Origin of the sequence: Xylanibacter brevis ATCC 19188 (assembly GCF_000621725.1) — a bacterium.
In the GTDB taxonomy this organism is placed as follows: Bacteria; Bacteroidota; Bacteroidia; order Bacteroidales; family Bacteroidaceae; genus Prevotella; species Prevotella brevis.
In genome coordinates, this window is record NZ_JHXM01000026.1 from 1 (window position 1) to 23,719 (window position 23,719).

Below are 23,719 nucleotides of genomic sequence, written 5' to 3' on the forward strand. Positions count from 1 at the left end.
ATGTGGTAGTAGAATGCAAAGCCGTGGCTGATATAGGAAGTGAGCAACGTCAACAACTATGGAACTACATGAGGTTGGCCAACAAACCCATAGGCATTCTTTATAACTTTGCGCCAGTAAAAGATCAATGTGAGAAATATTATTACGACGTTAAAAGCAAGACAATCTCTGCATTTTAGATTAACTTGCATGATACATGTTGATTGTGCGCTTCTTCTTTTAAACCAAAACCGAGAAGACCCGCTTCTGTTGTTGCTGGTCCTTCGTCCCATCCGTTTGTTGTCAATGCTTCATCGAAGTCAAGCAAGCTTGCCTTCGCCGCCGCATTACCCCCAAACCGCCTGCCGGCTGCAACAACAGAATCGAAAAACCGAGAAAACCGCCTACGGCTTGGTAAATATAAACAGTGGAGTAAGGCTTTAGGAGCCAGATTGGAAAGGACAAAATTACACCCTCCCTTGGGAGGGCCGGGGTGGGGTCTAAACCAAAACCGAGAAGACCCGCTTCTGTTGTTGATGGTCCTTCGTCCCATCCGTTTGTTGCTAATGCTTCATCGAAGTCAAGCAAGCTTGCCTTCGCCGCCGCATTACCCCCAAACCGCCTGCCGGCTACAACAACAGAAGCGAAAAACCGAGAAAACCGCCTACGGCCATGTAAATATATACTGTGGAGTGAGAGGCTTTAGAATCCAGATAGGAAAGAGCAGAATGTCTCCCTCCCTTGGGAGGGTTGGGGTGGGGTTCGGTTTTCAGGACCGAAGGTCCGTGGTTTTTCCTTTGTGAGACAGAAAGCCCCAGAAGGGGCATGGTGTCAGTGGGAAGCCTGATGTGAACTTGTTCACAAGAAGGATTACCACTGACACCATGAAAATCTCGACAGAGATTTCTGGCTCACAAAGGGGTCTTCTCGGTTTTTGTTCAATAAACACAAGCTGAAAACACGAAAGGTCTCAGAAAGGGGTCTTTCTGTTTTTTGCTCAATATTTACTTGGAAATAACTTGTCAAACTCTTCGATGAATCGCCGCTGCGCCTCACTGTATTTCCCATCCCAAGAACCAATGATCAATCTTAACTTGTCTCCTGCCTCACTGTCGTGAGTGAAGTAAGCATGATAGAGCATCAAGAATAACCGCAGGATGCTCGTTTCTTTAATCTTCTTGATAGCAGCGAGAAGCCTTTCTGTAGCGTAATCTTCGTCTTCTTTTAGCGCTTTCGAGGCGAGGTAGAGAGCCAACGCGATGCGACCTTCCAGTTCAGCGATGACACCCTTCATCGGTTTCAGTCGGTGATAGATGCGCTGCATCTCGTTTTTGGTGATGTTATATTCATCCTCCACACAGTATTTGTCTGGCATAGAAAAAAGCAGACGTTTTGAGAGCTCTGTCAGTCGCTTGGTGTCTCCCACCACATCCTTCGAGCGCAGGTTGTCCTTGTCGTTTTCTTTCCGCTCTTTCAGCTCAATCATTTCAGGACTTAGCGTCACCGCAGCAATCGTCACCTCGGGTATCGACACCACCAACTGCTTGTTACGTTTGCCGGCAATGCGCATCACGTAACCCTCCACACCGTCGAACATGCCACCTTTGACAATAATCTTGTCACCTTCGCGCAACTGAATCTCATCTGGTTTGAAGAACTTCACCTTCTCCTCTGCTCGTTCCATCACACGCATAAAGTCGTGCATGGCACCATCCGTCACGGTGAGGTAGTCTTGCTTGCGCGAGAAGGTCGATTTGCGCAGGAACAACTGGTATTTACTGCTCTGGAGATAGTCTTTTAGCTCGTCTTGCGTTCCTCTGACGAAGATCAGTCCGTTGACGGCGGGAACCAGCATGCGCTGCTTTTGTTTTTTCACAACCTTGATGGTGTATCGCAGCGGTACGTAGCAACACACGTTGTCGGTTGTCAAAGCATCTCTGATGACAATCTCTTTGTTCTTGGTCAGCGTGCCGACCACAAACCATTGCTCCTTTTGGCTAGCTGGTGATTCCATATTCATACATTTCATGCAAAGTTAGAAAAAAATATGAATAAAACAAAGGGAAAAAACGATTTTTATCCTGTTTTGTCGATTTTTTTGTAATTTATTTGGTGTTTCCGATATTTGGGGCTATCTTTGCATGGAATTTCATGAGATTCAATAATGTAATAAAAGCTTATTTGAGTCCCGTTTTTATTTTAAACCTATACTAACGTGCTGAATATCAACCACTTTTTCATTGCGCGTTGGAAAAGAAGTTTTGTTTCTAGTCGAATTTTAACCCTTTTTTATCTATGAATATAGCAATTGTCGGTACCGGCTATGTCGGTTTGGTTAGTGGCACGTGCTTCGCCGAGATGGGAGCACATGTAACGTGTGTTGATGTGGATGCCCAGAAGATCCAAAAGCTCAAGGATGGCATCATGCCTATCTACGAGCCTGGACTCGAGGAGCTGGTGAAGCGTAATGTGGAGTATGGACGATTGCAGTTCACCACCGACCTCACCCAGGTGCTTGACGATGTCGAGGTGGTGTTCTCTGCCGTAGGCACCCCGCCAGACGAGGATGGCTCTGCCGACCTGAAATATGTGTTGGCTGTGGCCCGTCAGTTTGGGCAGCATATCAACAAGTACACCATCCTTGTCACCAAGTCAACCGTCCCTGTGGGCACTGCCAAGAAGGTGAAGGCCGCCATCCAGGAGGAGCTTGACAAACGCGGTGTCAACGTACCTTTCGATGTGGCCAGCAACCCTGAGTTCCTGAAAGAGGGTGCTGCCATCAAGGACTTCATGAGTCCCGACCGTGTGGTCGTAGGTACCGAGAGCGACAAGGCGAAGGAGGTGATGACCCACCTCTACAAGCCATTCCTGATCAACAACTTCCGTGTGATCTTCATGGATATCCCCTCTGCCGAGATGACCAAATATGCTGCCAACGCCATGTTGGCCACGCGTATCTCGTTCATGAACGACATTGCTAACCTCTGTGAGCGTGTCGGTGCCAACGTCGATAGCGTGCGCAAGGGTATCGGCACCGACAGTCGTATCGGTTCTAAGTTCCTCTATGCCGGTTGTGGCTATGGTGGTTCCTGCTTCCCCAAGGATGTGAAAGCACTGGTGCACACCGGTCTTGACAACGGCTACCACATGGAGGTCATCGAGGCTGTCGAGCGTGTCAACGAGAAGCAGAAGTCCATCGTTTACGACAAGATTATCAATGCCGTGGGCGATGTCAAGGGAAAGACCGTCGCCATCCTTGGTCTCGCCTTCAAGCCCGAGACCGACGATATGCGCGAGGCTCCAGCACTGGTTGTCATCGACAAGTTGTTGAAGGACGGTGCCACCGTCCGCGTCTTCGACCCCATCGCCATGGACGAGTGCAAGCGTCGTATCGGCGACGTTGTCACCTACTGCAAGAACATGTACGATGCAGCCGATGCAGCCGATGTCTTCGCCCTGATGACCGAGTGGCGTCAGTTCCGCCTCCCCAGTTGGAATGTCATCAAGAAGGTCATGACCGGCAATGTCGTTGTCGATGGCCGCAACATCTTCGACCGCCAGGAACTCGAAGCCCTCGGCTTCATCTACACCCGCATCGGTGAAAAGTGATCCTCCCGACTCTTTGCTGAGTATAAAAACGAACACGAATCTCTCGAATTCTCACGAATTGTTTAATTATAAAATGATTTTCAACTGCGACGGATATGAGCATCATGGGTGATGCTCAGGTAGTGTAGCTGAGGGTCACTCTGAAAGCTCGCTTTCAAGATGTCCCTCCGCTACACAACCTAAGCCTAAGGTCATACGACCTTTGGTATATCCGTCGAATATTCGTGTAGATTCGTGTAATTCGTGTTCAAATAAATTAATTCGTGTTGAATTAAATAAAATAAAGGTAAGATGATTATCTTCAAGGAAGAAAGCTATAAGATAGTAGGTGCCGCCTTTAAGGTCTATAACACCCTCGGCCCTGGCTTCCTTGAATCCGTCTACCAGGAAGCACTGGAAATAGAATTCCAACGACAAAATATACCCTACGAAAGAGAGAAAGAACTAAAGATTACATACGATGGTGTAGAGCTTAAACAAACCTACAAAGCAGACTTCGTATGCTATGACCAGATCATCGTAGAGCTGAAGGCAGTAAGTGCTCTGGACCCTTCTCACCGATCCCAGGTTTACAATTACCTTCATGCTACAGGCTTTAAACTTGGCCTCCTTCTAAACTTTGGCTATACTGAAGAACTACAATACGAACGGATTGTCATTTAAGACCACGAATCTTACAAATCTATCGAATATATTTAAAAAAGGTATTTTTCTTGCTGATGAGACGTTGTTATTATTTGGAATCACTTCTGAAAGTGAACTTTCAAGATGATTCAAAACAATATCAACCTTTGTTTCTGAAAACAAAGTAATCATCATAATGATTGTCATCAGTAAGAAATGATTCGTTTAATTCGAGTCATTCGTGTTCAATAAAATTAGGAAATAAAAATTGATTTAAGAATATGGCAAAAGTAGCTTTGATAACAGGTGTGACCGGACAAGATGGTTCATACCTCAGTGAGTTCTTACTTGAAAAGGGATACGAAGTTCACGGAACGATCCGTCGTTCCAGTGTGGACTTCCGTGAACGTATCGCTCACTTGGAAGGCAAACCCCATTTTCATCTGCACTATGCCGACTTGGGCGACTCCATGAGCGTGCTCGGCGTCATCGGTAAGGTTCGTCCCGACGAGATATACAACCTCGCTGCACAGAGCCATGTTCAGGTGAGCTTTGACTCACCGGAGTTTACGGCTGACGTGGATGCCGTAGGCGTGCTCCGTATTTTGGAGGCTGTGCGTCAGTTGGGTATGACTAAAAAGTGCCGTATCTATCAGGCAAGTACTTCTGAGCTTTATGGCAAGGTAGAGGAAGTGCCTCAGAACGAGAATACACCTTTCCATCCCTACAGCCCTTATGCTGTGGCAAAACAGTATGGTTTCTGGATTGTCAAGGAGTATCGTGAGGCTTATAACATGTATTGTTGCTCTGGTATTCTGTTTAACCACGAGTCAGAACGTCGCGGAGAGACGTTCGTGACGAGAAAGATAACGCTGGCAGCAGCAAGAATCAGCCAAGGCTTACAGGATTGCTTGTATTTGGGAAACATGGATTCTTTGCGCGACTGGGGATATGCAAAGGATTACGTGGAATGTATGTGGCTCATCCTGCAACAGGACAAACCAGAGGACTTCGTGATTGCCACCGGTGTACAGCACTCCGTCCGCGAGTTCACTGAACTCGCCTTCCGTCACGCCGGCATCGAACTCGAATTCAAGGGCGAAGGACTTGACGAAATTGGAATTTGCGTCAAGGATGTAAGAAGTAAGAAGGAAAAGGGAAGAGAGAGCCTCGAAGGAAAGGTTCTCGTCAGGGTTTCGCCCGATTTCTATCGTCCAACGGACGTAGTAAATCTATGGGGCGACCCAACTAAAGCGAAAGCGAAGTTGGGGTGGAACCCTGTGAAAACCACGTTCGAGCAATTAGTGCAACTAATGGTCGAACATGATATCGCCAAGGTAGCTTCCGAAGGAGCTGCCGCTAAAGTTCGAACAAATCTCGCAGAGTATTTGGAGAAAGGCGTGGTGAAGTAAGAAGGAAGTGGGAAGATGTCAGAGATTGGAGACAAGATTCAGGCCAAGTGCCTCGCTTTCGGTGACAGAGTCATTAAGCTCAATGACTACTTACTGAAGCAGGCTGCAAACGCGAAACCTGGCTATACTATAGTAAAAGGTAAGCGTGTCTATGAAAAGACGATTCCTGTATATCTTCAATCGGTCGCTAATCTTTGCAACCAGTTACTCAGATCAGGTACCTCAATAGGTGCGAATAACGCTGAGGCTACAAATGCCATAAGCAAGACCGATTACCGCTCAAAGTCTTTCATAGCACTTAAGGAGGCTCGTGAAAGCCTCTATTGGATAGAGTTATTGCATCGCAATGACTACATTGACGATAAGCAATACCAAAGTATCTATGCAGACTGTGAGGAACTAGTGAAAATACTCGTAACTCGCTGTAAAAAGATAAATGAAGAACTGGACGCAAAATGACTCTTACTTCTTACATCTTACCTCTAACATCGGTTTACCTCTGGGGTGATCCAACCAAGGCAAAGGCAAAACTTGGTTGGAATCCATCAAAGACAAGTTTCGAAGAACTTGTCAAATTGATGGTAGAACACGACATTGCCAAGGTAGCTGCCGAAGGTGCTGCTGCCAAAGTCCGCACCAATTTGGCGGAGTATCTTGAGAAGGGAATTGTCAAATGATGTTTAAACGGAATGAGCCCAGTACAATATCGGACTCAATTCCAAAAGAGCAATAGTGTTAAATCTGTCCAAACTTTGGGGTTCACTTCAAACCTGTCCCTTGTCACCTTGAACTAGCCCCTGTGTTTCTCTTGTTCCCTACTATCTATAATTATTCTTAAGTATGATAAGAAAGTTTATTCCCGACAAAGAGATTTCCCTTCTTGGAGAAAGCGATCTCTTAAAGACAAAGGTGTATGCTGATAATCTTGAAAAGATAATCAACAATACCCCTTCGAAAGAAGTCTTCACCATCGGCCTATTTGGCGGATGGGGAACGGGTAAGTCGTCTATTATCAATACTTGTAAGGATAAAATTGAATCCAGTCATGAAAAAGTTAGGTTTGTAACTTACGATGCTTGGAAATACGCAAACGACTCTTTCCGTAGAATGTTTCTTTTGAAGGTTCAGCAAGAACTTGGTTATAAGCAGAAACCTTTAATGCAATCATTCTATGCAAACAAGTCAGAGGATGTTGATATCAATACAAGATTCAGCTATCCTAAATTATTCATAGGGCTTTTTATTGCTGTCCTCCTCATGATAGGAATTACCTTCTTGCCAGTTGACAATTCTGACTTCAAAATATTAGGAACGGCTTTAATTGCGTTATGTACTCTATATTATAATATTTTTATTGGAGCTGTTCAGGAATTACGCGTTAATGTGCAGCAGCCAAAAATGTTCGCTCCCGAACAATTTGAAAATTGTTTCAAGGGTATGATGAGTAAGTGTCTTGAGCAAAAGAGTTGGGCTAAGAAACTGCAGAGCACATTTGATGATTATGTGGCTCTAGGCGAAAAACCGATTACTGGCTTAGATAAGCTCGTCATAGTTATTGATAACATAGATCGTTGCCCTAGTGATATGGCTTATCAGTTGCTGACAGACATTAAGACTTTCTTAAGCAATGAGGAATACAATTTGGTTTTTGTCATTCCTGTTGATGATGAAGCCTTAAAGAAACACCTGTTCCGCAAGTTAGATGAGAGAAATGGCTATAATATTGATAAGGAGAAAGAAGAATTTCTGCGTAAGTTCTTCAATGTGTCTATTCGTATAAAGCAACATCAAGAATATGAATTACTTCATTTTGCGCATAAGATCAATGAAGTTAATCATCTGCGGTATAATAATGAAACGCTTGCTCTTACGGCCAAAGAGTTCTCAGACAACCCAAGACGCATAATTCAATTGTTGAATAATCTAAACACAGAGTTAAGTCTTTATGATGATGATTTCGCTCAGAAAAACGAGTCTGTGATTGCCGCAACATTAATATTAAGAGAAGAGTATCCAGAATTCTACAAATTGGCTTTGAATGATCTAAACCATTTGTCAAAATTCAAGGTGGAAGAAAACTCAGAGCACGAAGATATATTATTGAAAGTCGAGACTTTTATGCGCATTGCACAATCTACTTACCGCAATGTTAACATAAATGACTTGCAGAGAATATTTACGAATACATCATCACTTTATGATGCAATACCTGCAGACATAAGAAAGGCGGCTAATACCTATGATTCAGAAGCCTTAGCAACTTATATTAATGAACATTCAGAGGAAAAGGATGATGTCATAAAGATGTGTATCCGTAATATGGATACTGAAGCAAAATATTATGCTGACGGACAGCAGGCTTCATGGTTGGCATTCTTTGCAGAAATGCATGGGCTGGTTGGGTTGCCAAAACAAGACTTGTTGAGTATAGATAGAACGTTGAATAAACGTTATACAGTCATTGTTCCCATGGTTGACAATACGGATGATGTATGTAAATTGGCTGTAGAATTGAAAAATTATGGTTCACCAACACTAAAGAAATCAATACTGGAGTATTTAGTAGCCGACAAATCAAAAGGTAACACTAATTATCCTCCATTTATTAAGAGCTCTCTGGGTACTTTTAACTCAACCGAAGATTGCAAAGCTTTGCATGCAATTTCGATGGACTTCTTTGATAAGCAGCCTATTTTTGAAGATGTCTTTTATTCAGACGCACAAAAAAAATCTTTATTTGATGATGAGTTTGTTGAGTCTCAGATTCAGTCAATGGATTATCGAGAAGATGGCTTTAAGGAAAGAAACATAATATGGTGCATTAAGAATTCCTTAGCCTTAGGTAGTCGCCCATATGAAGTATTATGTAATAAGATAATCGAACTATTTGGTGATACTCGTGGAAAAACTTTGGATGACTATCTGAACATGATTAAATATTCCATGCAGTTCTTAACATCGATGAAAGATGGTAAAGCGTATGGTGAGATGGCACCTCTATATTCTTTGGTTGTGTCAAACAGGGGAATTCCAAATCAATCATGGCCAAATAAACGTCAATATGATACCCAGCTTTCCATTGTCAATGAATGTGATTCGCAATCAGCATGGGCTATTGCTGAATTTTGTTTAGAAATAGTTAGGGTGTCTAATGGTGATACTGAAGTTGCGCCTACGATAAAGGAATTGATACCCGAATGCGAAGAAAAGATATTTTCAGGCATTAGGGCATTAATGCTTAAGGGTATTCGAATATCCCAGTTTGCTGGCATTATTATGTCTTCTGAAAATTATGAAAATGAGGATATACTTGTATTAACTGAACATTTGTTCATTATCCGACCAGATGAACAAAATCTATTATCTGATAAGGTTATAACAAATAAGTTATCTTCGTTAATTGATCATGTAAATATAAAGATTGTTGAGGATGTCGTTTGTAGATTAGGAGAAAATGAAAACTATAAGGACCTTGTGGCTAATGATATTGCGGCAAGAGATAACCAATTTATAAATACCTTACCAACCTCTGTCTCAAAATTGGCTGTTGCGGCTTTTACTAAAGAAAGCAGCTCTACATTTGCTAATAATTATCCCTTTTTGAGTCATGTAGTAAAAGAAGGTAGTGCAAGCCAGAGGCATCTTATTGTAGGGATGATGAAAAAACAGCTTATTGATGGTCATAAACTGGAGTTGGTTCTAGATGTTCTGTCTAATTTGCATAACCTCAATAATACAGATGCAAATTCTTTGTGTGAGGAGTTGCGTAGTGCAAAGGAGCAAATAGCAGATAATGAAGAATTAACTTCTAAAATAGAAGAAATGGTATCTCATTTTACGGAAACAAAAAGAAAATAAAGTTGCAAAATAGATCCGTTCAATCCGTGCGATTCGTGTTCGCTTTCAGAACACTGCATCAATCTTTCGAATTTGATCGTTCAAAGGGACAGTTAATTATTAAAGGCATGGGAAGCTACGGGAGGTATAAAGTATCTTTGTTCTGAGGAAATAGCAGATTAAGTACATTTTAATAAATTTAATAGAACCTATCTCAGTGTTTCAGAAAATTACAAGAATGACGGAGACTTGGCTCCTGATATAATTGAGTAAAATTTATTTCTAAAATATAATAACAATGATTAACGTTGGAATTATTGGATGTGGCTTCGTAGGCGGAGCCCTCAAAGACTGGTTGGAACACAACAACCCTGAGTGTAAACTGTTCATCAGTGACCCTTACAAGGGCTACAATGATGACTTGAGTAATATTGATATAGCATTTCTGCAAATTCATGTACCAACAGAAGATGATGGTACACAGGATTTGACACTGATGAAGGAACTGATTACTAAGCTTCCTGATGTGCCAGTATTTGTTCGCACTACGATTCTTCCAGGTACTAGTGAAAGACTGTCTAAGGAGACTGGTCATCAAGTATGCTATATGCCTGAGTTCCTAACCGAGCGAACCTTCCTTGAAGACTTCCGCAAGCAGACGATGGTGTTTACTGGTGCTCACGAACTGCTTACCAAGATCTTCGTGGGCAAGAAGTTCACGGTGATGACACCGTTGGAGGCTGAGTTGACCAAGTATATGCACAATGTGTTTGGCGCTTACAAAGTGACTTACTTCAATGCCTGCCGTGAGTATTGCGAGCAGATGGGTGCCGACTGGCGCAAGGTACATACTGGTGTACTGTTGTCGGGCTATATCAACGACACCCATACTTATGTCCCAGGCCCCGATGGCAAGTTCGGTTATGGTGGCAAGTGCTTCCCCAAGGATGTAAATGCCTTTGCCAAGATGACTGAGGGAACACCACTGGGAACCCTCTTGGAACACCTCCATGAACTGAATGTTCATTTCCGTGGTGTAGAGGAGCATATTTGATATATAATAGGTGACAGGGGCTTGGCTCCTGCCACCAAATACCTAATCGCAAAGAGGCTTGCAGCCACATTGCGATTCAGAAATGTGGTGTTTATCACTCTTGCAGAAAGATAAGATTTCTTCTCGGCTGGCGCATATAACTAGCGAGTCCTTAAGGTTGGGAAAGTAACCATAACTATGAAGTTTAAGACAACACCTTTAGATACAGCAAAGCGTATTGAGTTTCATAAACCTCAGTTTGTGAAAGCGCAGCTGAAAGTTAAGAACTTGATGCAGGCGGACTTGATAAAGGCTGTTGACGAACTTTCAGAGGTGGTGGTTTCTAATGATGAAAGAATCAATAGTCTTAGGGAATTATTAAAAGGTAATATATCAGAAGCTAAGAAAGAACTATATAATAATGCAATTGTAAAATACGAAAATTTGTCAGTCTTGGCAGACAAGGTTAGCGAAATCTACCTTATGTTGCTTGACATTTATACGTATGGAACCTATTGCATGTTGGCTAAGGATGAATGGGATTGGCGTGCATTTGCTAGGCATCTATACACAATACTCAATGAACATCCCAAAACAGTGAATAAACAACTAAATGATATTCTACAGATTCTGAAAGCTGATGTTGATGAGACTTATGACCTGTCACGTGTTGTGCAGGCGAAAAAAGAATTCTCATCGTTTATCAACGATAACCTTTCTTTTGCTAAGCAAATAAGGATTAATGTTGATGCTCATTTTGATGGTGGTTTCACAAAACGTCTGAATTTGATAATAGATTTGTCATATAGTAAGGTCGTAGAGTTGTATTATGCATATAATAGCAAAATGCATGCATTCCTACAAGAACTGAGACCTGCATTATTAAGATTGCGCCAATCTGCAGATAATTCTTGTTATAGTTTATAATACAAACAATAATAATGGACACACCAAAGGTATTCATATCATATAGCTGGCATCCGAAAGAGAACCAGATTAGAGTAGAACAGCTTGCAGAGAAGTTGTTTTCGGATGGCGTGCATTGTGTCATGGATATCTATGACCTTAAAGATGGACAGGATAAGAACAAGTTCATGGAGCAGATGGTTAACGACCCATCTGTAAACAAGGTACTGCTAATTTGCAATAAGGAATATGCAGAGAAAGCTAATGCTCGAAAGGGTGGCGTTGGTATTGAAAGTACCATTGTGTCAGAGGAGATTTATACAAATGCAGAGCAGACAAAGTTTATACCAGTAGTTTTCGAGAAAGACGAGAATGATAAGGCATACGTTCCTACATTTGTAACGTCGAGAATATTTGTAGACCTCAGTACTCCTGATAAGTTTAATGAAGGTTATGACCAGCTTCTTAGAGATATTTATGATAAGCCCCTGCACAAGAGGCCTACTCTTGGCAGTATGCCATCATATCTGAAAGAAGAGAGACCTGTTTTCCTGCCAACAACGCACAAGGTAGAATCAATCAAACAGGCTATCTTTAATGGTTCATCCAATGTAGAAACGTTGATTCAGGATTATTTGGACTTGTTTCTTTCAATAATACCTACATATAAGATAGACAGACAAGAATTCCGAAGTGATAACTTTATTGAAAAGATAGATGAAGGAATTGACAAAATGATGCCGTTGAAAAACGACTTCATTAACTTTGTTAAGACCATTTCAAAGACAACATATTGTAAAGGAGAACTGTTCGTTGATTTTATTGAAAGATATTTTCAGATGCTTGAAGACAATGAAATAGAACTCCCTGAAGGCCATGACCTTTCATGTTTAATATTTGATCATTTCAGATATTTCAATTATGATTGGTTCCTCTCTGTTTGTCAGATTCTAATAGATGCTGAGCGTTTCGAAGTGCTTCGTGATATATTAAAAAGTCATTACTGTGTTGTACGGGACCGATACGTGAACAATATAGAAGAAGTATCTTTTATGCGTTTACAGTCCTTCAATTATACGCTGAACCAATTTAAGAACAAAAGCCATCAACTTAATCGCTTAAGTGTTCAGGCAGATTACGTCAGCAAGAATGCCACAATTCTAAAGTTTGAGAACCTCATAAAGACAGACTTGCTGCTTTACTATTTGTCATTGGTATATCCAAATGATTCAATGTTTGAAATGCATTGGTATCCCGATTGCAGCATATATAATCATAGTGCTGAGGTATTGCCAAAGCTTGCATCAAAACGTTATTTTGAGAAAGTTAAGGTTCTTTTTGGCGTAAAAACATTAGAGGAGTATAAGGAAAAGATATCAACTTTAGTAGATCCAAATTTCTCCTACGATGGTCATCACATGATACCATCAATTTTAAAGGCTCTCTCTTCAGATACAGTGGCAACGATAAGTTAATTATTTAATGCAGAAACATCCAATGAAAACGACGCTTAAAATATCATTTTGGATAATATTTGCCCTTTGTCTGCTGTTGCCAATTTGGGCAAACACATGTTTGAAGGATTATGCAGTAACAGTCACTACAATGCTTTCTGGCTTGTGCGGACTCGCGACTCTATATGTTGCCATTCTATTGTATGACCGATACGGAATGGAGTCTAAGTCCAAGGAACGGACAATCATTGCGATAGAAGAAACAATTGCAGAGTTTAAGAAGGTACATTTTATTTTATGCTTTTATTCTGATAAGAAAGACGATGAAACGCCAACAGACTACATCATATCATTATTTTTTCAGTCAAAGAAAGAAAATGTAACAAAGTATTTTACGCCAGAGGCACTTTCTACCTTGCTGTACTATAAAACATCTGGTATGTACGTCTGCTCACAACTTGCTGAAATCATTCAGTCCAAAGTTTTTCTCCCGAAAAGCATAGCAGAGGCAGCCAAACGTCTTTCTGTGTTTGAATATGAAACACAGAATATAGATAAGGACACGCGACCTATTACAACTCTGACTGCTTCTTCTGATAGAATAAACAACCAGAATGATGCATTAGATGGATCTAATGTCAACATCCCAAAGCAACAAATGAGTGTCATGCAGTTTATTGATGCTTATTTTGGAGTTAAAGAGGCTATTATTGATTGGTATAAAGAAAACGGAATAGACACCACAAATATGAACTTGTGATGTTGTTGCATATGCATAATTAAGTAATTCGTTCAATTCGAGATTCGTTTTAATTAACAGTTAACAATTAACAGGACGCTACAGGCACATTTCCTATATGACAGAACTCAGTCACTTGACATAAAAGTAAAATACTCATTACTATGGCAGTATATATAAAGACAGAAAATTCTAAAGAACTTCTGGGTAAGCTTAGGAAAGCTATCGATGAAGACAAGATAAGCACATGGAAATATGACGATGATGGTGATTTCTATCATTCACCAGAACAGTGGAAATATAATGGATGGTTCCATCCATACACTGAAGAATCATACCTTGTCTTTGGCATCATAGGACAGAAGAATGAGGATATGAGTACCCTTACCTATGCCATATATCATGGGCGATTTATTGAAATGATGCTAAATCATTTTGATTCAGAGTTCGACAAAATCTTCGCATCATCACAGAAAACCAAATACGACAGGTTTTAACTATGTGGAAGTTTTACAAAATCAATATCGCTAGATTAATTGTATTAACAGCAATTAGTGCAATAGTAGCGTCTATATTAGGTTATAGTGCTTCATCATTAGATGAAACATCTTTATTTGTCACGATATTGGCCTTAGTAGCTACATTGTTGGCATTAAGTAGTTCACTTTATAGGTACTTGTTTAAAGACGAAGATAACGAGAAGGTCAAGCAGACAACTATTGTTTCAGAGAAAGCAGATCTTAATCCTGGAAATGACGACCCAACAAAAGCCAAAAGCAATGCCTCTGAAGGTGATGGGATAATCGTTGAAAGTACATATCCCAAAAGTGAGAGAATTAAAGCTTCTGCCACATATTCTTATAAGGATGATGTAGCATTGAAACGCGGAGATACACTTCGATTCTTCAGTTCCTCGGAATTAAGGATTAAGAAAGAGATAAGACGATTAAATAAGGATGCCATGGTAAATTTATATGTTGGGGTTCTTATTGCCATTATTGGAGTAGCTGGTCTTTTTTGGTATATCATTCAATATACAGATAATGAGAGCGGTGAGGATGTGGCTTTGCTTATAGTACACTGGGTAACCAGATTAAGTCTTATTTCCATTGTCGAGGTCTTTGCATTTTTTTTCCTTAAGATGTATAGAACGCACCTTCAGTCCATTCGATATTTCCAAGATGAACTGACAAGCATTGAATCCCGTAAGATTGCAATGCTTTCGTCGGTAATTCATGAAAATCCTGAAGACATATCGAAATCTATAGAATGCCTTCTGAATATTGATAGAAACTTTAAGATGGAAACGAGTCAAACCACGGTTGACTTGGAAAAACTAAAGACAGAAAACAACTTTATCAAGTCTCAGATGGATAGTATGCTTGAAATGTTCAAAGGTGTCTTGTCGTTTAATCAGAAGAAAGAATAGATTTATTCTGTACAATCAGTGACATATTGTGAAATATAATGGAAACGAATATAATCAAAGAACAATTTCATTACTTCAATATCCAAGCAGATGTTGACTCAGTCTATGGTAACTGGGCTGTTTCAACAGATGGGGCCGTAGTAAATTTCCTCTATCCGTATGCTATTCTCGCAATTCATTTCAAGGATACAGATTGGATGGTGAAAATGAAAACCAAGGTTTGGTTCAAGCCTGAGTGTGAGGAGGCTTTGAGTCAAGCATTGGAAAGAGCAAAAGAAATATTAATGTAAGATTAGCGCATGGAATCTGTATTTAACGTGGCAGTCTTTAATCTGGTAGTTCATATAAGGGTTGTAATTCCTGCACTTTATAAAATATTCTAGATGTCCGAAACGAACAATATATCATCAAATAATAAGCGTATAGCTAAAAATACCATGGCTTTGTACTTACGCACATTCATAACAATGATTGTGAGTTTGTACACAAGTCGTATTATGCTTCAGGCTCTTGGGGTTGACAACTATGGCATCTATAACGTTGTTGGTGGCATAGTAGCTATGAGTTCACTACTTACAGGGGCTGTATCCTCTTCGATAACTAGGTTTATTACCTATGCCTTAGGCGAGGGTAATAAAGATCGAATGAAGATAGTCTTCTCTACGAGTGTTAATGTTATGATAGCAATGTCTGTTATTGCAGTCTTAGCTTTGGAGATTGTTGGCTTCTGGTTCCTTGCTACAAAAGCTGAAATACCTGATGGCCGAATGATTGCTGCCCATTGGGTTTTGCAATGTTCAATTGTAACACTAGTGTTCAATCTGATAAGTCAGCCATATAATGCAACAATCATTGCTCATGAACACATGTCCATATACGCTTACATGAGTATTGTTGATGTAAGTCTAAAGCTTGCTGTATGCTTTGCTATTGAGTCATTCGAAGGAGACCGGTTGATTCTATTCGCATTGTTAAATACGGGCATTGCTTTAGGCATGCGTTTGTTCTATTCCTGGTATTGCTCTAGGCATTTTGATGAGTCAAAATATAATTATAGACTTTTTGATAAATCATTTTTCAAAGAAATGTCGCAATTTACAGGTTGGTATCTAGTAGGAAATGCTGTTTGGGTTTTTAATACTCAAGGCCTGAACATGTTGATCAATGTATTTTTCGGTGTGGCTCTGAATGCAGCTCGTGGTGTGGCTGTCTCGGTAACAAGCGCAATAACTTCTTTCGTAAATAACTTTACCGTGGCTTTTATTCCACAAATAACTAAGAGTTATGCTTCAAAAGATATGGATCGTGTTCTTTTTCTTGTATTTCAAGGCACAAAGTATACATGGTTTCTCATCTTTATATTTATCGTTCCAGTTTTTTGGGAGGCTGATACTCTCTTGAAACTTTGGCTGGGTGATCCACCTGCTTATGCTAGTTTGTTTTTAAGATTTGCCCTTTTCGAAAGTTGGTCTATTATAATTAGTTTTGCATTACATAATGTAATATTAGCTTCGGGACAATTAAAAAGAGTGCAAATAAGAATAGTGATATACACTGCATTCATATTCCCTATTACTTGGCTTTGCTATAGTCTTGGTGCTCCTGTTTGGGCGTCTTATGTTGTATTTATATTGCTTAATACTACAGCCAAGGGCTTTACACTTTCTGAGTTAAAACGCATAGTTGATTTTCCTGTACTTAGGTTTATAAAAGAGTGTGTTTTGCGTTGTGTCATTGTTACATCTATTGCCTTTGTGGTTCCAGGTATTTGTGTGTATCTGATACCACAATCAACCGTTAGGTTCTTTATTGTGGTTCCTGTTGCAATAATCTGGACTCTATTGTGCGAGTTTATACTCGGTTTGAGCAAAAGCGAAAGGAGTCTGGTTTTAACTATTGGAAAGAAAATATCCTATAAATTTATTGGGAAAAACATATAAGTTTATGAAAAAAATAGAAATAATAAAAACTACTGTAGCCGATAATAAAATTTGTTACCAAGTTCGAGAGGAAAAAGGCCTTGGTTTGCTACAGCAAGATGTTGTTGACTTGTTCATTCGATTCCATGGAGATGAGAATTTTGATTGTGATCTCAATAATGTTCCTTTGTCTATTCTTCAGTTACCTATCTCTTTATATTTAGTACCAATTACTTTTTTTTATAATGTGGAGTTGGTCATACCGGAGATGGATAAGGTACTCTATGACAGACTCCCTGCTATATATGATGCCTATTCTAAAATATATGGGCCATTTAAAGAAGAATGGAGAGGAAAGATAACAGTGCAGAAGATTGTGAAGAATACACCTGTAAAGGATGCAAAATATGACAAGATCGTTTTCTTTTCTGGTGGTGTCGATGCATGTCATGCTGGAATAAATAACCCGGGTAGAAGGTCTCTATTGGTAAGTATTCCTGATATTGAAAAAGATGCAAAAAACGATGGTCTTCTTCGTGAAGAAAAATTTGCATTAATAAAAAGCTTTTCTAATGTCGTTAATAGTGATTGGTTGCTCATTTCGAATAATTTTAATGCTTGTCTTTACAATTATCGAAAAATAGAATCCCATCTCGGTAAAGAACTAGGTTTGTGTAGTACTGCATATAAACATGATGGTTGGGGAGGTATTAGGTATCTGGCAAATATGTGTTGCGTTGCCCCAATAGTGCACCTTGCAGGTGTTAAAATACTTGTAATGGGTTCAGGTTTTTCACAAATTGAAGATGATATGAGGGTTAATTACGATGGGGCTAATCCAGAGCTTACAAACTCAATTGTATTTGAAGATACTGTATTTGCAGAGCAAGACGGATTGATGGTCCGTAGATCAAAGAAGGTTAGTAATATCATTGATTGGTGCAAAAAACATAATGTGACAACCAAAATGTGGGTATGTTTTCGCGATGACTCAGTACAATGTGGGTATTGCGGCAAGTGCGTGCGTACACAATTGAATATTCTGTGTGCAGGAGAAAATCCTAAAGATTGGGGATTTGAAAACTTTTCAGAAAAACAATATACTAAACATATAAAATCATTTCGTTATGTTGAAGGTGATCCATGTTTCTTATGGGATAATATAGAAACAATAAATGAAAACAAAACATATCCTTATTGCAATGAATTGTTGCATTGGCTTAAGGCTATTGGTTATAAGCAATATTCTGCTAAATCTAAGGAATATGCAATACGACGAGCAAAGTTCTCGAAATTAAAGCTAATTGCATCTGTACATAGATACCCTCACTATTTATATGTTATCATATCAAGTTTATTTGGAAAAAAATAAAATATGACACTTCTTGGTAAAACAAAGGGAATAGCTAAGGCTTTATTAAATAGCATACAGCCTAAAACTATAATTCACGCTGACGTTTCTAAACTTGCTCCTAATGAAATGTTAAAGGGTCGATGTGCTCTTATAACTGGTGGTACAAGTGGAATAGGTTATGCTATTGCAGAAGCATTTCTTGAAGCAGGTGCGAAAGTTGTCATTACTGGTCGATCTCAAAGCAAACTGGATATAGCTGTTGGGCAACTCTCACAATACGGTACTTGTTGTGGTGTAGTTATGGATGTAACAAAGGTCGAAACCATTCAGGACTGTTTCAAAGATTCAGTTTCCAAATACGGAAAAATTGACATTCTTGTTAATAATGCCGGTGTCTCAGGCGCATCTATTGCTGATGCAACCCCAGAGAAATTCGACTCAGTCATAGACACAAACTTGAAGGGCGTATTCTTTTTGTCCCAGTTTGCCGGAAAGTATATGGTAAAGAATTGTATTCATGGTAATATTCTTAATATATCATCCGCTTCAAGCATCAGGCCTGCAGCATGTGCATACACTATTTCTAAATGGGGAATTCGAGGATTTACCCAAGGTCTAGCTCGGACCTTGCTTCCTTATGGTATAACTGTTAATGCATTGGCCCCAGGGCCTACAGCAACGCCTTTGTTAAAGAAGAATTCGGATGCTGATGATATAGCCTTGCCCATTACACCGTCCGGAAGATATGCATTGCCTTGCGAGATTGCAAATATGGCTGTTGTTCTTGTTAGCGACATGGCTCGACTTGTGGTTGGCGATACTGTATTTATGACTGGTGGCGCTGGAAATATTAACAATGGCGACATGGATTATCCTTTCTGAGATGAAAAAAACAGTAAATACATTGCTAAAGAAACTTGAGGAAAGGCATATTGCCCGACACGTAATATGTCCTTCTGCTCATGCATTACTCAATGAAATGGAACTTTCTATTCCGAATTCTATTGAGATAATTGATGAACGCTCTGCTGGTTATGTTGCTACAGGAATGTGTGCAGAAACTTTAGAGCCCATTGTCGTTTGGTGTGCAGATAATGACTCTTATCGAAACCTCACATCTGCTCTTACGGAAGCATACTACCGAAAACTCCCCCTTTTAGTTGTCGCCTTGTCTTGCGAGAACGAAATTAATCAGACAATAAATCCGTATGATACTATTAGGTATTACGTTAATAATACGTTATATACACGTAAGGATACAGAGCAAGAAATTGACATCGCAATTAATTATTTGTATGCAGACGTAAAAGGCCCAGTTTATTTGTCTGTTACAGACTTCCGCAGGTCAATAGAGGAATTGAATGGCAACGAAAATGCTTACTTTGATGTAACAGCAATTTCCAATATCCTACCTTCAAATTCATGCTTGCATATAGGGAAAGAATTTTGTTGTAAGAGTAGCCACATCACGGACGTAAAATATAGGAGCAATCATTGTACTAAGGATGGAAATCTATCAATGCTTATCGGTTCCTCTGTTGTAGCACGAAAACAACTTCATGTTGGCATATTTTCATTTGATGAGCTTTCTTACGATATGAATATGTTGGGCAACAGACATGTTAACGGCAATATTGTATTATTCACCATACATAATAATGAATCATTGTTTGTTATTCGTGATGTCGCAGATAGATTCGGATGGGAATGTCATCGAGTTAACATAAATGGAATTGACAATATAAAAGAAAAACTGGTAATTAGTGACAAACCACAATATATTGAAGTTTTATTATGAATCAGATAGAAAAGGAATATGAAGAACTTAGATATAAGACTGGTTGTTACTATACAAGTGAACGTAACAAGCAGATAATCATATATCTCCTTAAGAAGTACAAAATCCAAAAAGTCGTTGTTTCTCCGGGCGCAACTAACTTTGCGCTTGTAGGCAGTATGCAGCATGATCCATTTTTCGAAATGTACTCATGTGTCGATGAACGTGCAGCTGCATATATGGCTATTGGTATATCCGAGAAAAGCAACGAACCAGTAGTTCTATCCTGCACGGGTGCTACAGCCTCTCGAAATTATATGGCGGCATTGACTTATGCCTATGAACGCAATATCCCTATCCTTGTTATTACTTCAAGTGTCTCTTTGGCATCGGTGGGTCATCTACGTGCACAGGTAACAGATCGGGCACATTCACCAATAGATATGGTATACAAATCATACCAGTTTGATAACATTAAGGATGGAGAAGACGAGTGGAATCAGACTGTTCTCTGCAATGAGGCCTTTTCTATCTTGTTGAATGTTAGAAAACCTATACTTATAAATGTCTGCACAACATACAGTACGGATTTTTCAGTAAAGGAACTGCCAAATGCTAGGTTTATTCCTACAATAACATCAGCAAAAGACAGACCTGTACTTCCACAAGGGAATATTTTTATATTTATAGGTTCCCACCCAAAATTTACAGAGCGACAGACAAAAACAATAGAAGATTTCTGTTCAAACCATAATGCAGTTGTATTATGTGACCATACAAGTGGCTACAGTGGCAAGTATAAGGTTAATATGTCCTTAGTTCTTAGTCAGGAGAGATATGTATCGAAAAATAGAAAAGCCTGTTTGTTGATTCACCTTGGTGAAATATCCGGTGATTATTATACATTCCTTAGAATTGGAGTTAACGAAGTTTGGCGTGTTAATCCTGATGGGGCCTATGTCGATTTCTTTAAGAAATTGACAAATGTATTCAAAATGCAAGAATCTGATTTCTTCAGCATGTATTTGAATGACAATGTAAATACGTCTCTGTCGTTCTTTAATAATTGTAATAAAGAATCCGAGGATTTCTACAACCGTTTACCTGAGATACCTTTCAGTAATATCTGGATAGCAAAAGAACTATCGCCAAAACTTCCCTTAAATTCTCAAATCCATTTTGGTATTTTGAATAGCCTCCGTTCATGGGACTTTTTCAACTTGCCTGATGGTGTTGAATCCGTATGTAATGTTGGCGGCTTTGGTATTGACGGTTGTGTGTCTTCCCATATAGGTGCAGCTCTCGCTAATCCTGAAAAATTGTTTTTTGGAGTTGTTGGTGATCTTACATTTTACTATGATTCAAATATTCTTTTGAACAAGAAAATACCTAAGAACATCCGTCTGATTGTTGTCAATAATGGGCGCGGAACAGAATTCCGTAACTACTGCCATCCTGCATCGCAAGCATTTGGTATAGGAGCAGATGCTTACGTGGCTGCAGCTGGACATTTTGGACAACAGATTAATAGCGCAATTTCAAATCTATGTGAGGCAGCAAACATAGATTACTATCGGGTAGAAGATAAAGAATCTTTTGAAAAAATAGAATCAAAGCTATTGGACATTGTTATCGATAAACCAATAATTATAGAGGCCATAACTACACCAGAATACGATAATTTGGCATTAAAAACATATCGCCAATTTGCAGAAGATTCTTCGAGTAAGATAAAACACTTATTATCGAAGTGCCCACTTGTGTTAAGAATTATAAGACTAATAAGGAGATAATATGAAAATAGGTATAATAACATTTCATTTTCCAGTGAATTATGGTGCAATGATTCAAGCCTACGCTATGCAAGAACATTTGCGGATGATGGGGCATGAAGTATACATAATAGATTATGCACCAGAATATCACATGAAAACCTATACAGGTAAGCGTACATGGAGATGGTGTTTATTTGGTGGGTTAAGAAGTGGTATTCCAGATAGAGTTTTTTCGAAGTTTTTCGATGGTATTAGAAAAAGAAGAACTGCAAATTTCATGAATTTCATGAAGAAGTATTTCTGCTTCTATCCTTACACACCTGAGGATGATATGTCGTTCTTTGATTGCGTTCTACTAGGTAGTGATCAGATTTGGAACCAACGAATTACAAACAATTGTTTTGACGGTCCATATTATGGAGATGGCTTTAAATGCAGAGTTTTCTCATATGCCGCAAGCAATAGATCAAAAGAATTAAATGAATTGGAAAAACAGCAGTATAGGGCCAAACTCAAGCAGTTGTATTCTATAGGAGTAAGAGAGATTCAACTTCAGAAACTTCTCCAACCATTGACAGATAAAAAGGTATATTTGAACGTTGACCCAACACTTCTTGCTTCGCCAATAGTTTACGATAGTTTAGATTTGCGTAATCCTATGAAGGAAAAGTATGTTGTGGTTTATGAATTGGCCAACCATAAAAAAGTTCAAAGAATGGCTGCATCGTATGCAAAGAAGATAGGCGCTAAAGTTATGATACTTGTTAACGATACAAGTCCTTTGTTTAGTAAAAAGTATGACCAATTAGCCGATCCAGAAAAATTCTTAGCATATATAAAGAATGCAGAATGTGTCTTTACAACGTCTTTCCATGGTACAGTATTATCTTTAGTTTTCAAGAAAGATTTTTATTCTGTTCGTCAAGGAACATCTGCTGACATGCGTCTGGAATCCATCTTATCCCAGGTCGACATGATAGATCGTTTCATAGAAATGGATGATACACCCTCAATAAAGCATATTTGTTACTCTGATGTTGATGTTAAATTAGAAAAATTAAGAGCAACATCGCAGTGGTACTTGGAGCATGCTATTGCTGGTGCGTTTTAATAGTTACATGAGTAAACTGTCAATTTTGACGTATTGTGCATGAAATGGGAAAATGATACCTTTGGGCTCGTTTTAAGAATGAGACAAATGGTATATAGCAGTAAAGATTTTGAGAGCCTTTGGTTTTTGTACCAGGCTGAGGGCCTCCCGAAGAATATCTCGATAGAGGAATTCTGCACAAAGCACGGAGTTGACTTCCCGACTTTCGACAAGTGGTACAGAAAGACGCATAAGAAGGTTTATCCGATAACTGTGACTGGAATGCCCGCTGAAGAAGAGGCGGAGATTCAGTCAGAAGCAGCAAAGGTTAGTGAGGAGAGTAAGGTGCATGATCCTGTAAGGCATCCCTTTAAGTATCCTGCTGACCGGGTGGCTAACATCAGCAAAAAGATCTCCATCAGCATCAAGTTCCCTGATGGGATGAAGATTGTGAAGACGGGAATTAGTTTCACTGAGCTCAAGCATCTGATTGAGAGATTGGAGGTGGTATGCTGACCATTTCCGGATTGAAGAAATTCTATTTCGTACCCGATATCAATGATATGCGCTGTGGCGCTCACAGGCTGCTTGAAATCGTAAAACACAAGCATCATCTCAACACCAGCAATGGTGACGTATTTATCTTCATGTCGAAGAATCAGAGGACCGTTAAGATGGTGAATTTTGAGGAGAATGCCTACTATGTGCACCAGAAGACTTTTGCCAACGGGTATACGTTTATGAAACTGAAGTTTGTTGAGGATAAACCGGTCTATTCCATT

22 protein-coding genes and 1 pseudogene are annotated in these 23,719 nt (G+C 39.5%); 22 read left to right on the forward strand and 1 reads right to left on the reverse strand.

The window, feature by feature from the left end; all coding sequences use genetic code 11:
* The first annotated feature begins 2 nt into the window (after window positions 1–2).
* Window positions 3–179: a GxxExxY protein gene (locus tag T433_RS17065; RefSeq protein ID WP_081778490.1), complete on the forward strand. Its 177-nt coding sequence runs from the start codon at window positions 3–5 to the stop codon at window positions 177–179.
* Between the two features lie 797 nt (window positions 180–976).
* Here the strand turns inward: T433_RS17065 and T433_RS0112175 are convergent.
* Window positions 977–1,993 carry a UpxY family transcription antiterminator gene (locus T433_RS0112175; protein ID WP_027455987.1) on the reverse strand — a complete coding sequence of 339 codons (1,017 nt, stop codon included), beginning with the start codon at window positions 1,991–1,993 and terminating at the stop codon, window positions 977–979.
* A 281-nt stretch (window positions 1,994–2,274) separates the two neighbouring features.
* Between T433_RS0112175 and T433_RS0112180 the strand changes: the two genes are divergently transcribed.
* The 21 genes and pseudogenes from T433_RS0112180 to tnpB all read left to right on the forward strand — a co-directional run.
* A complete protein-coding gene (locus T433_RS0112180; RefSeq protein WP_027455988.1) occupies window positions 2,275–3,588 on the forward strand; it encodes a UDP-glucose dehydrogenase family protein in 1,314 nt (437 codons plus the stop codon).
* Between the two features lie 291 nt (window positions 3,589–3,879).
* The gene (locus tag T433_RS0112185; RefSeq protein WP_027455989.1) at window positions 3,880–4,251 is read left to right on the forward strand and encodes a GxxExxY protein; all 372 of its coding nucleotides are present in this window, start codon (window positions 3,880–3,882) and stop codon (window positions 4,249–4,251) included.
* Between the two features lie 242 nt (window positions 4,252–4,493).
* Complete coding sequence (gmd, locus tag T433_RS0112190) at window positions 4,494–5,624, forward strand: GDP-mannose 4,6-dehydratase (protein ID WP_027455990.1); 1,131 nt, start codon at window positions 4,494–4,496, stop codon at window positions 5,622–5,624.
* Window positions 5,625–5,639: 15 nt separating this feature from the next.
* Window positions 5,640–6,083, forward strand: a complete 444-nt coding sequence (locus T433_RS0112195) for a four helix bundle protein (RefSeq protein WP_027455991.1) — start codon at window positions 5,640–5,642, stop codon at window positions 6,081–6,083.
* Window positions 6,084–6,103: 20 nt separating this feature from the next.
* A pseudogene (locus T433_RS0112200) lies at window positions 6,104–6,301 on the forward strand (GDP-mannose 4,6-dehydratase); the annotation flags it as partial.
* Window positions 6,302–6,464: 163 nt separating this feature from the next.
* Window positions 6,465–9,482 carry a KAP family P-loop NTPase fold protein gene (locus T433_RS0112205; protein ID WP_027455993.1) on the forward strand — a complete coding sequence of 1,006 codons (3,018 nt, stop codon included), beginning with the start codon at window positions 6,465–6,467 and terminating at the stop codon, window positions 9,480–9,482.
* Window positions 9,483–9,759: 277 nt separating this feature from the next.
* Window positions 9,760–10,515 (forward strand): Rossmann-fold NAD(P)-binding domain-containing protein, encoded by a 756-nt coding sequence (locus T433_RS0112210; RefSeq protein WP_027455994.1) that lies wholly within the window; start codon window positions 9,760–9,762, stop codon window positions 10,513–10,515.
* 177 nt (window positions 10,516–10,692) lie between these two features.
* Window positions 10,693–11,421 (forward strand): hypothetical protein, encoded by a 729-nt coding sequence (locus T433_RS0112215; protein WP_027455995.1) that lies wholly within the window; start codon window positions 10,693–10,695, stop codon window positions 11,419–11,421.
* A gap of 14 nt (window positions 11,422–11,435) precedes the next feature.
* The gene (locus T433_RS0112220; protein WP_027455996.1) at window positions 11,436–12,875 is read left to right on the forward strand and encodes a toll/interleukin-1 receptor domain-containing protein; all 1,440 of its coding nucleotides are present in this window, start codon (window positions 11,436–11,438) and stop codon (window positions 12,873–12,875) included.
* A gap of 22 nt (window positions 12,876–12,897) precedes the next feature.
* Complete coding sequence (locus T433_RS0112225; protein WP_155808506.1) at window positions 12,898–13,614, forward strand: hypothetical protein; 717 nt, start codon at window positions 12,898–12,900, stop codon at window positions 13,612–13,614.
* 143 nt (window positions 13,615–13,757) lie between these two features.
* Complete coding sequence (locus tag T433_RS15420; protein WP_052357117.1) at window positions 13,758–14,090, forward strand: hypothetical protein; 333 nt, start codon at window positions 13,758–13,760, stop codon at window positions 14,088–14,090.
* Between the two features lie 2 nt (window positions 14,091–14,092).
* Complete coding sequence (locus T433_RS0112235; protein ID WP_027455998.1) at window positions 14,093–15,022, forward strand: hypothetical protein; 930 nt, start codon at window positions 14,093–14,095, stop codon at window positions 15,020–15,022.
* 38 nt (window positions 15,023–15,060) lie between these two features.
* Window positions 15,061–15,312: a hypothetical protein gene (locus T433_RS0112240; protein ID WP_027455999.1), complete on the forward strand. Its 252-nt coding sequence runs from the start codon at window positions 15,061–15,063 to the stop codon at window positions 15,310–15,312.
* A gap of 93 nt (window positions 15,313–15,405) precedes the next feature.
* Complete coding sequence (locus T433_RS0112245) at window positions 15,406–16,962, forward strand: MATE family efflux transporter (RefSeq protein WP_027456000.1); 1,557 nt, start codon at window positions 15,406–15,408, stop codon at window positions 16,960–16,962.
* Between the two features lie 4 nt (window positions 16,963–16,966).
* A complete protein-coding gene (locus tag T433_RS0112250) occupies window positions 16,967–18,313 on the forward strand; it encodes a hypothetical protein (RefSeq protein ID WP_027456001.1) in 1,347 nt (448 codons plus the stop codon).
* 3 nt (window positions 18,314–18,316) lie between these two features.
* Window positions 18,317–19,177, forward strand: a complete 861-nt coding sequence (locus tag T433_RS0112255; RefSeq protein WP_027456002.1) for an SDR family NAD(P)-dependent oxidoreductase — start codon at window positions 18,317–18,319, stop codon at window positions 19,175–19,177.
* Window positions 19,152–20,093, forward strand: coding sequence for a thiamine pyrophosphate-binding protein (locus T433_RS0112260; RefSeq protein ID WP_027456003.1), 942 nt, complete (start codon window positions 19,152–19,154; stop codon window positions 20,091–20,093). The genes T433_RS0112255 and T433_RS0112260 overlap by 26 nt, the downstream gene beginning before the upstream one ends.
* Window positions 20,090–21,865: a thiamine pyrophosphate-binding protein gene (locus tag T433_RS15425; protein ID WP_044109935.1), complete on the forward strand. Its 1,776-nt coding sequence runs from the start codon at window positions 20,090–20,092 to the stop codon at window positions 21,863–21,865. The genes T433_RS0112260 and T433_RS15425 overlap by 4 nt, the downstream gene beginning before the upstream one ends.
* A 1-nt stretch (window position 21,866) precedes the next feature.
* A complete protein-coding gene (locus tag T433_RS0112270; protein WP_081778491.1) occupies window positions 21,867–22,958 on the forward strand; it encodes a polysaccharide pyruvyl transferase family protein in 1,092 nt (363 codons plus the stop codon).
* A gap of 78 nt (window positions 22,959–23,036) precedes the next feature.
* A complete protein-coding gene (locus T433_RS16005) occupies window positions 23,037–23,453 on the forward strand; it encodes a hypothetical protein (RefSeq protein ID WP_155808507.1) in 417 nt (138 codons plus the stop codon).
* Window positions 23,447–23,719 (forward strand): IS66 family insertion sequence element accessory protein TnpB (gene tnpB, locus T433_RS0112280; protein ID WP_027456005.1); only part of this gene is annotated, 273 nt, incomplete at its 3' end. The genes T433_RS16005 and tnpB, both read left to right, overlap by 7 nt.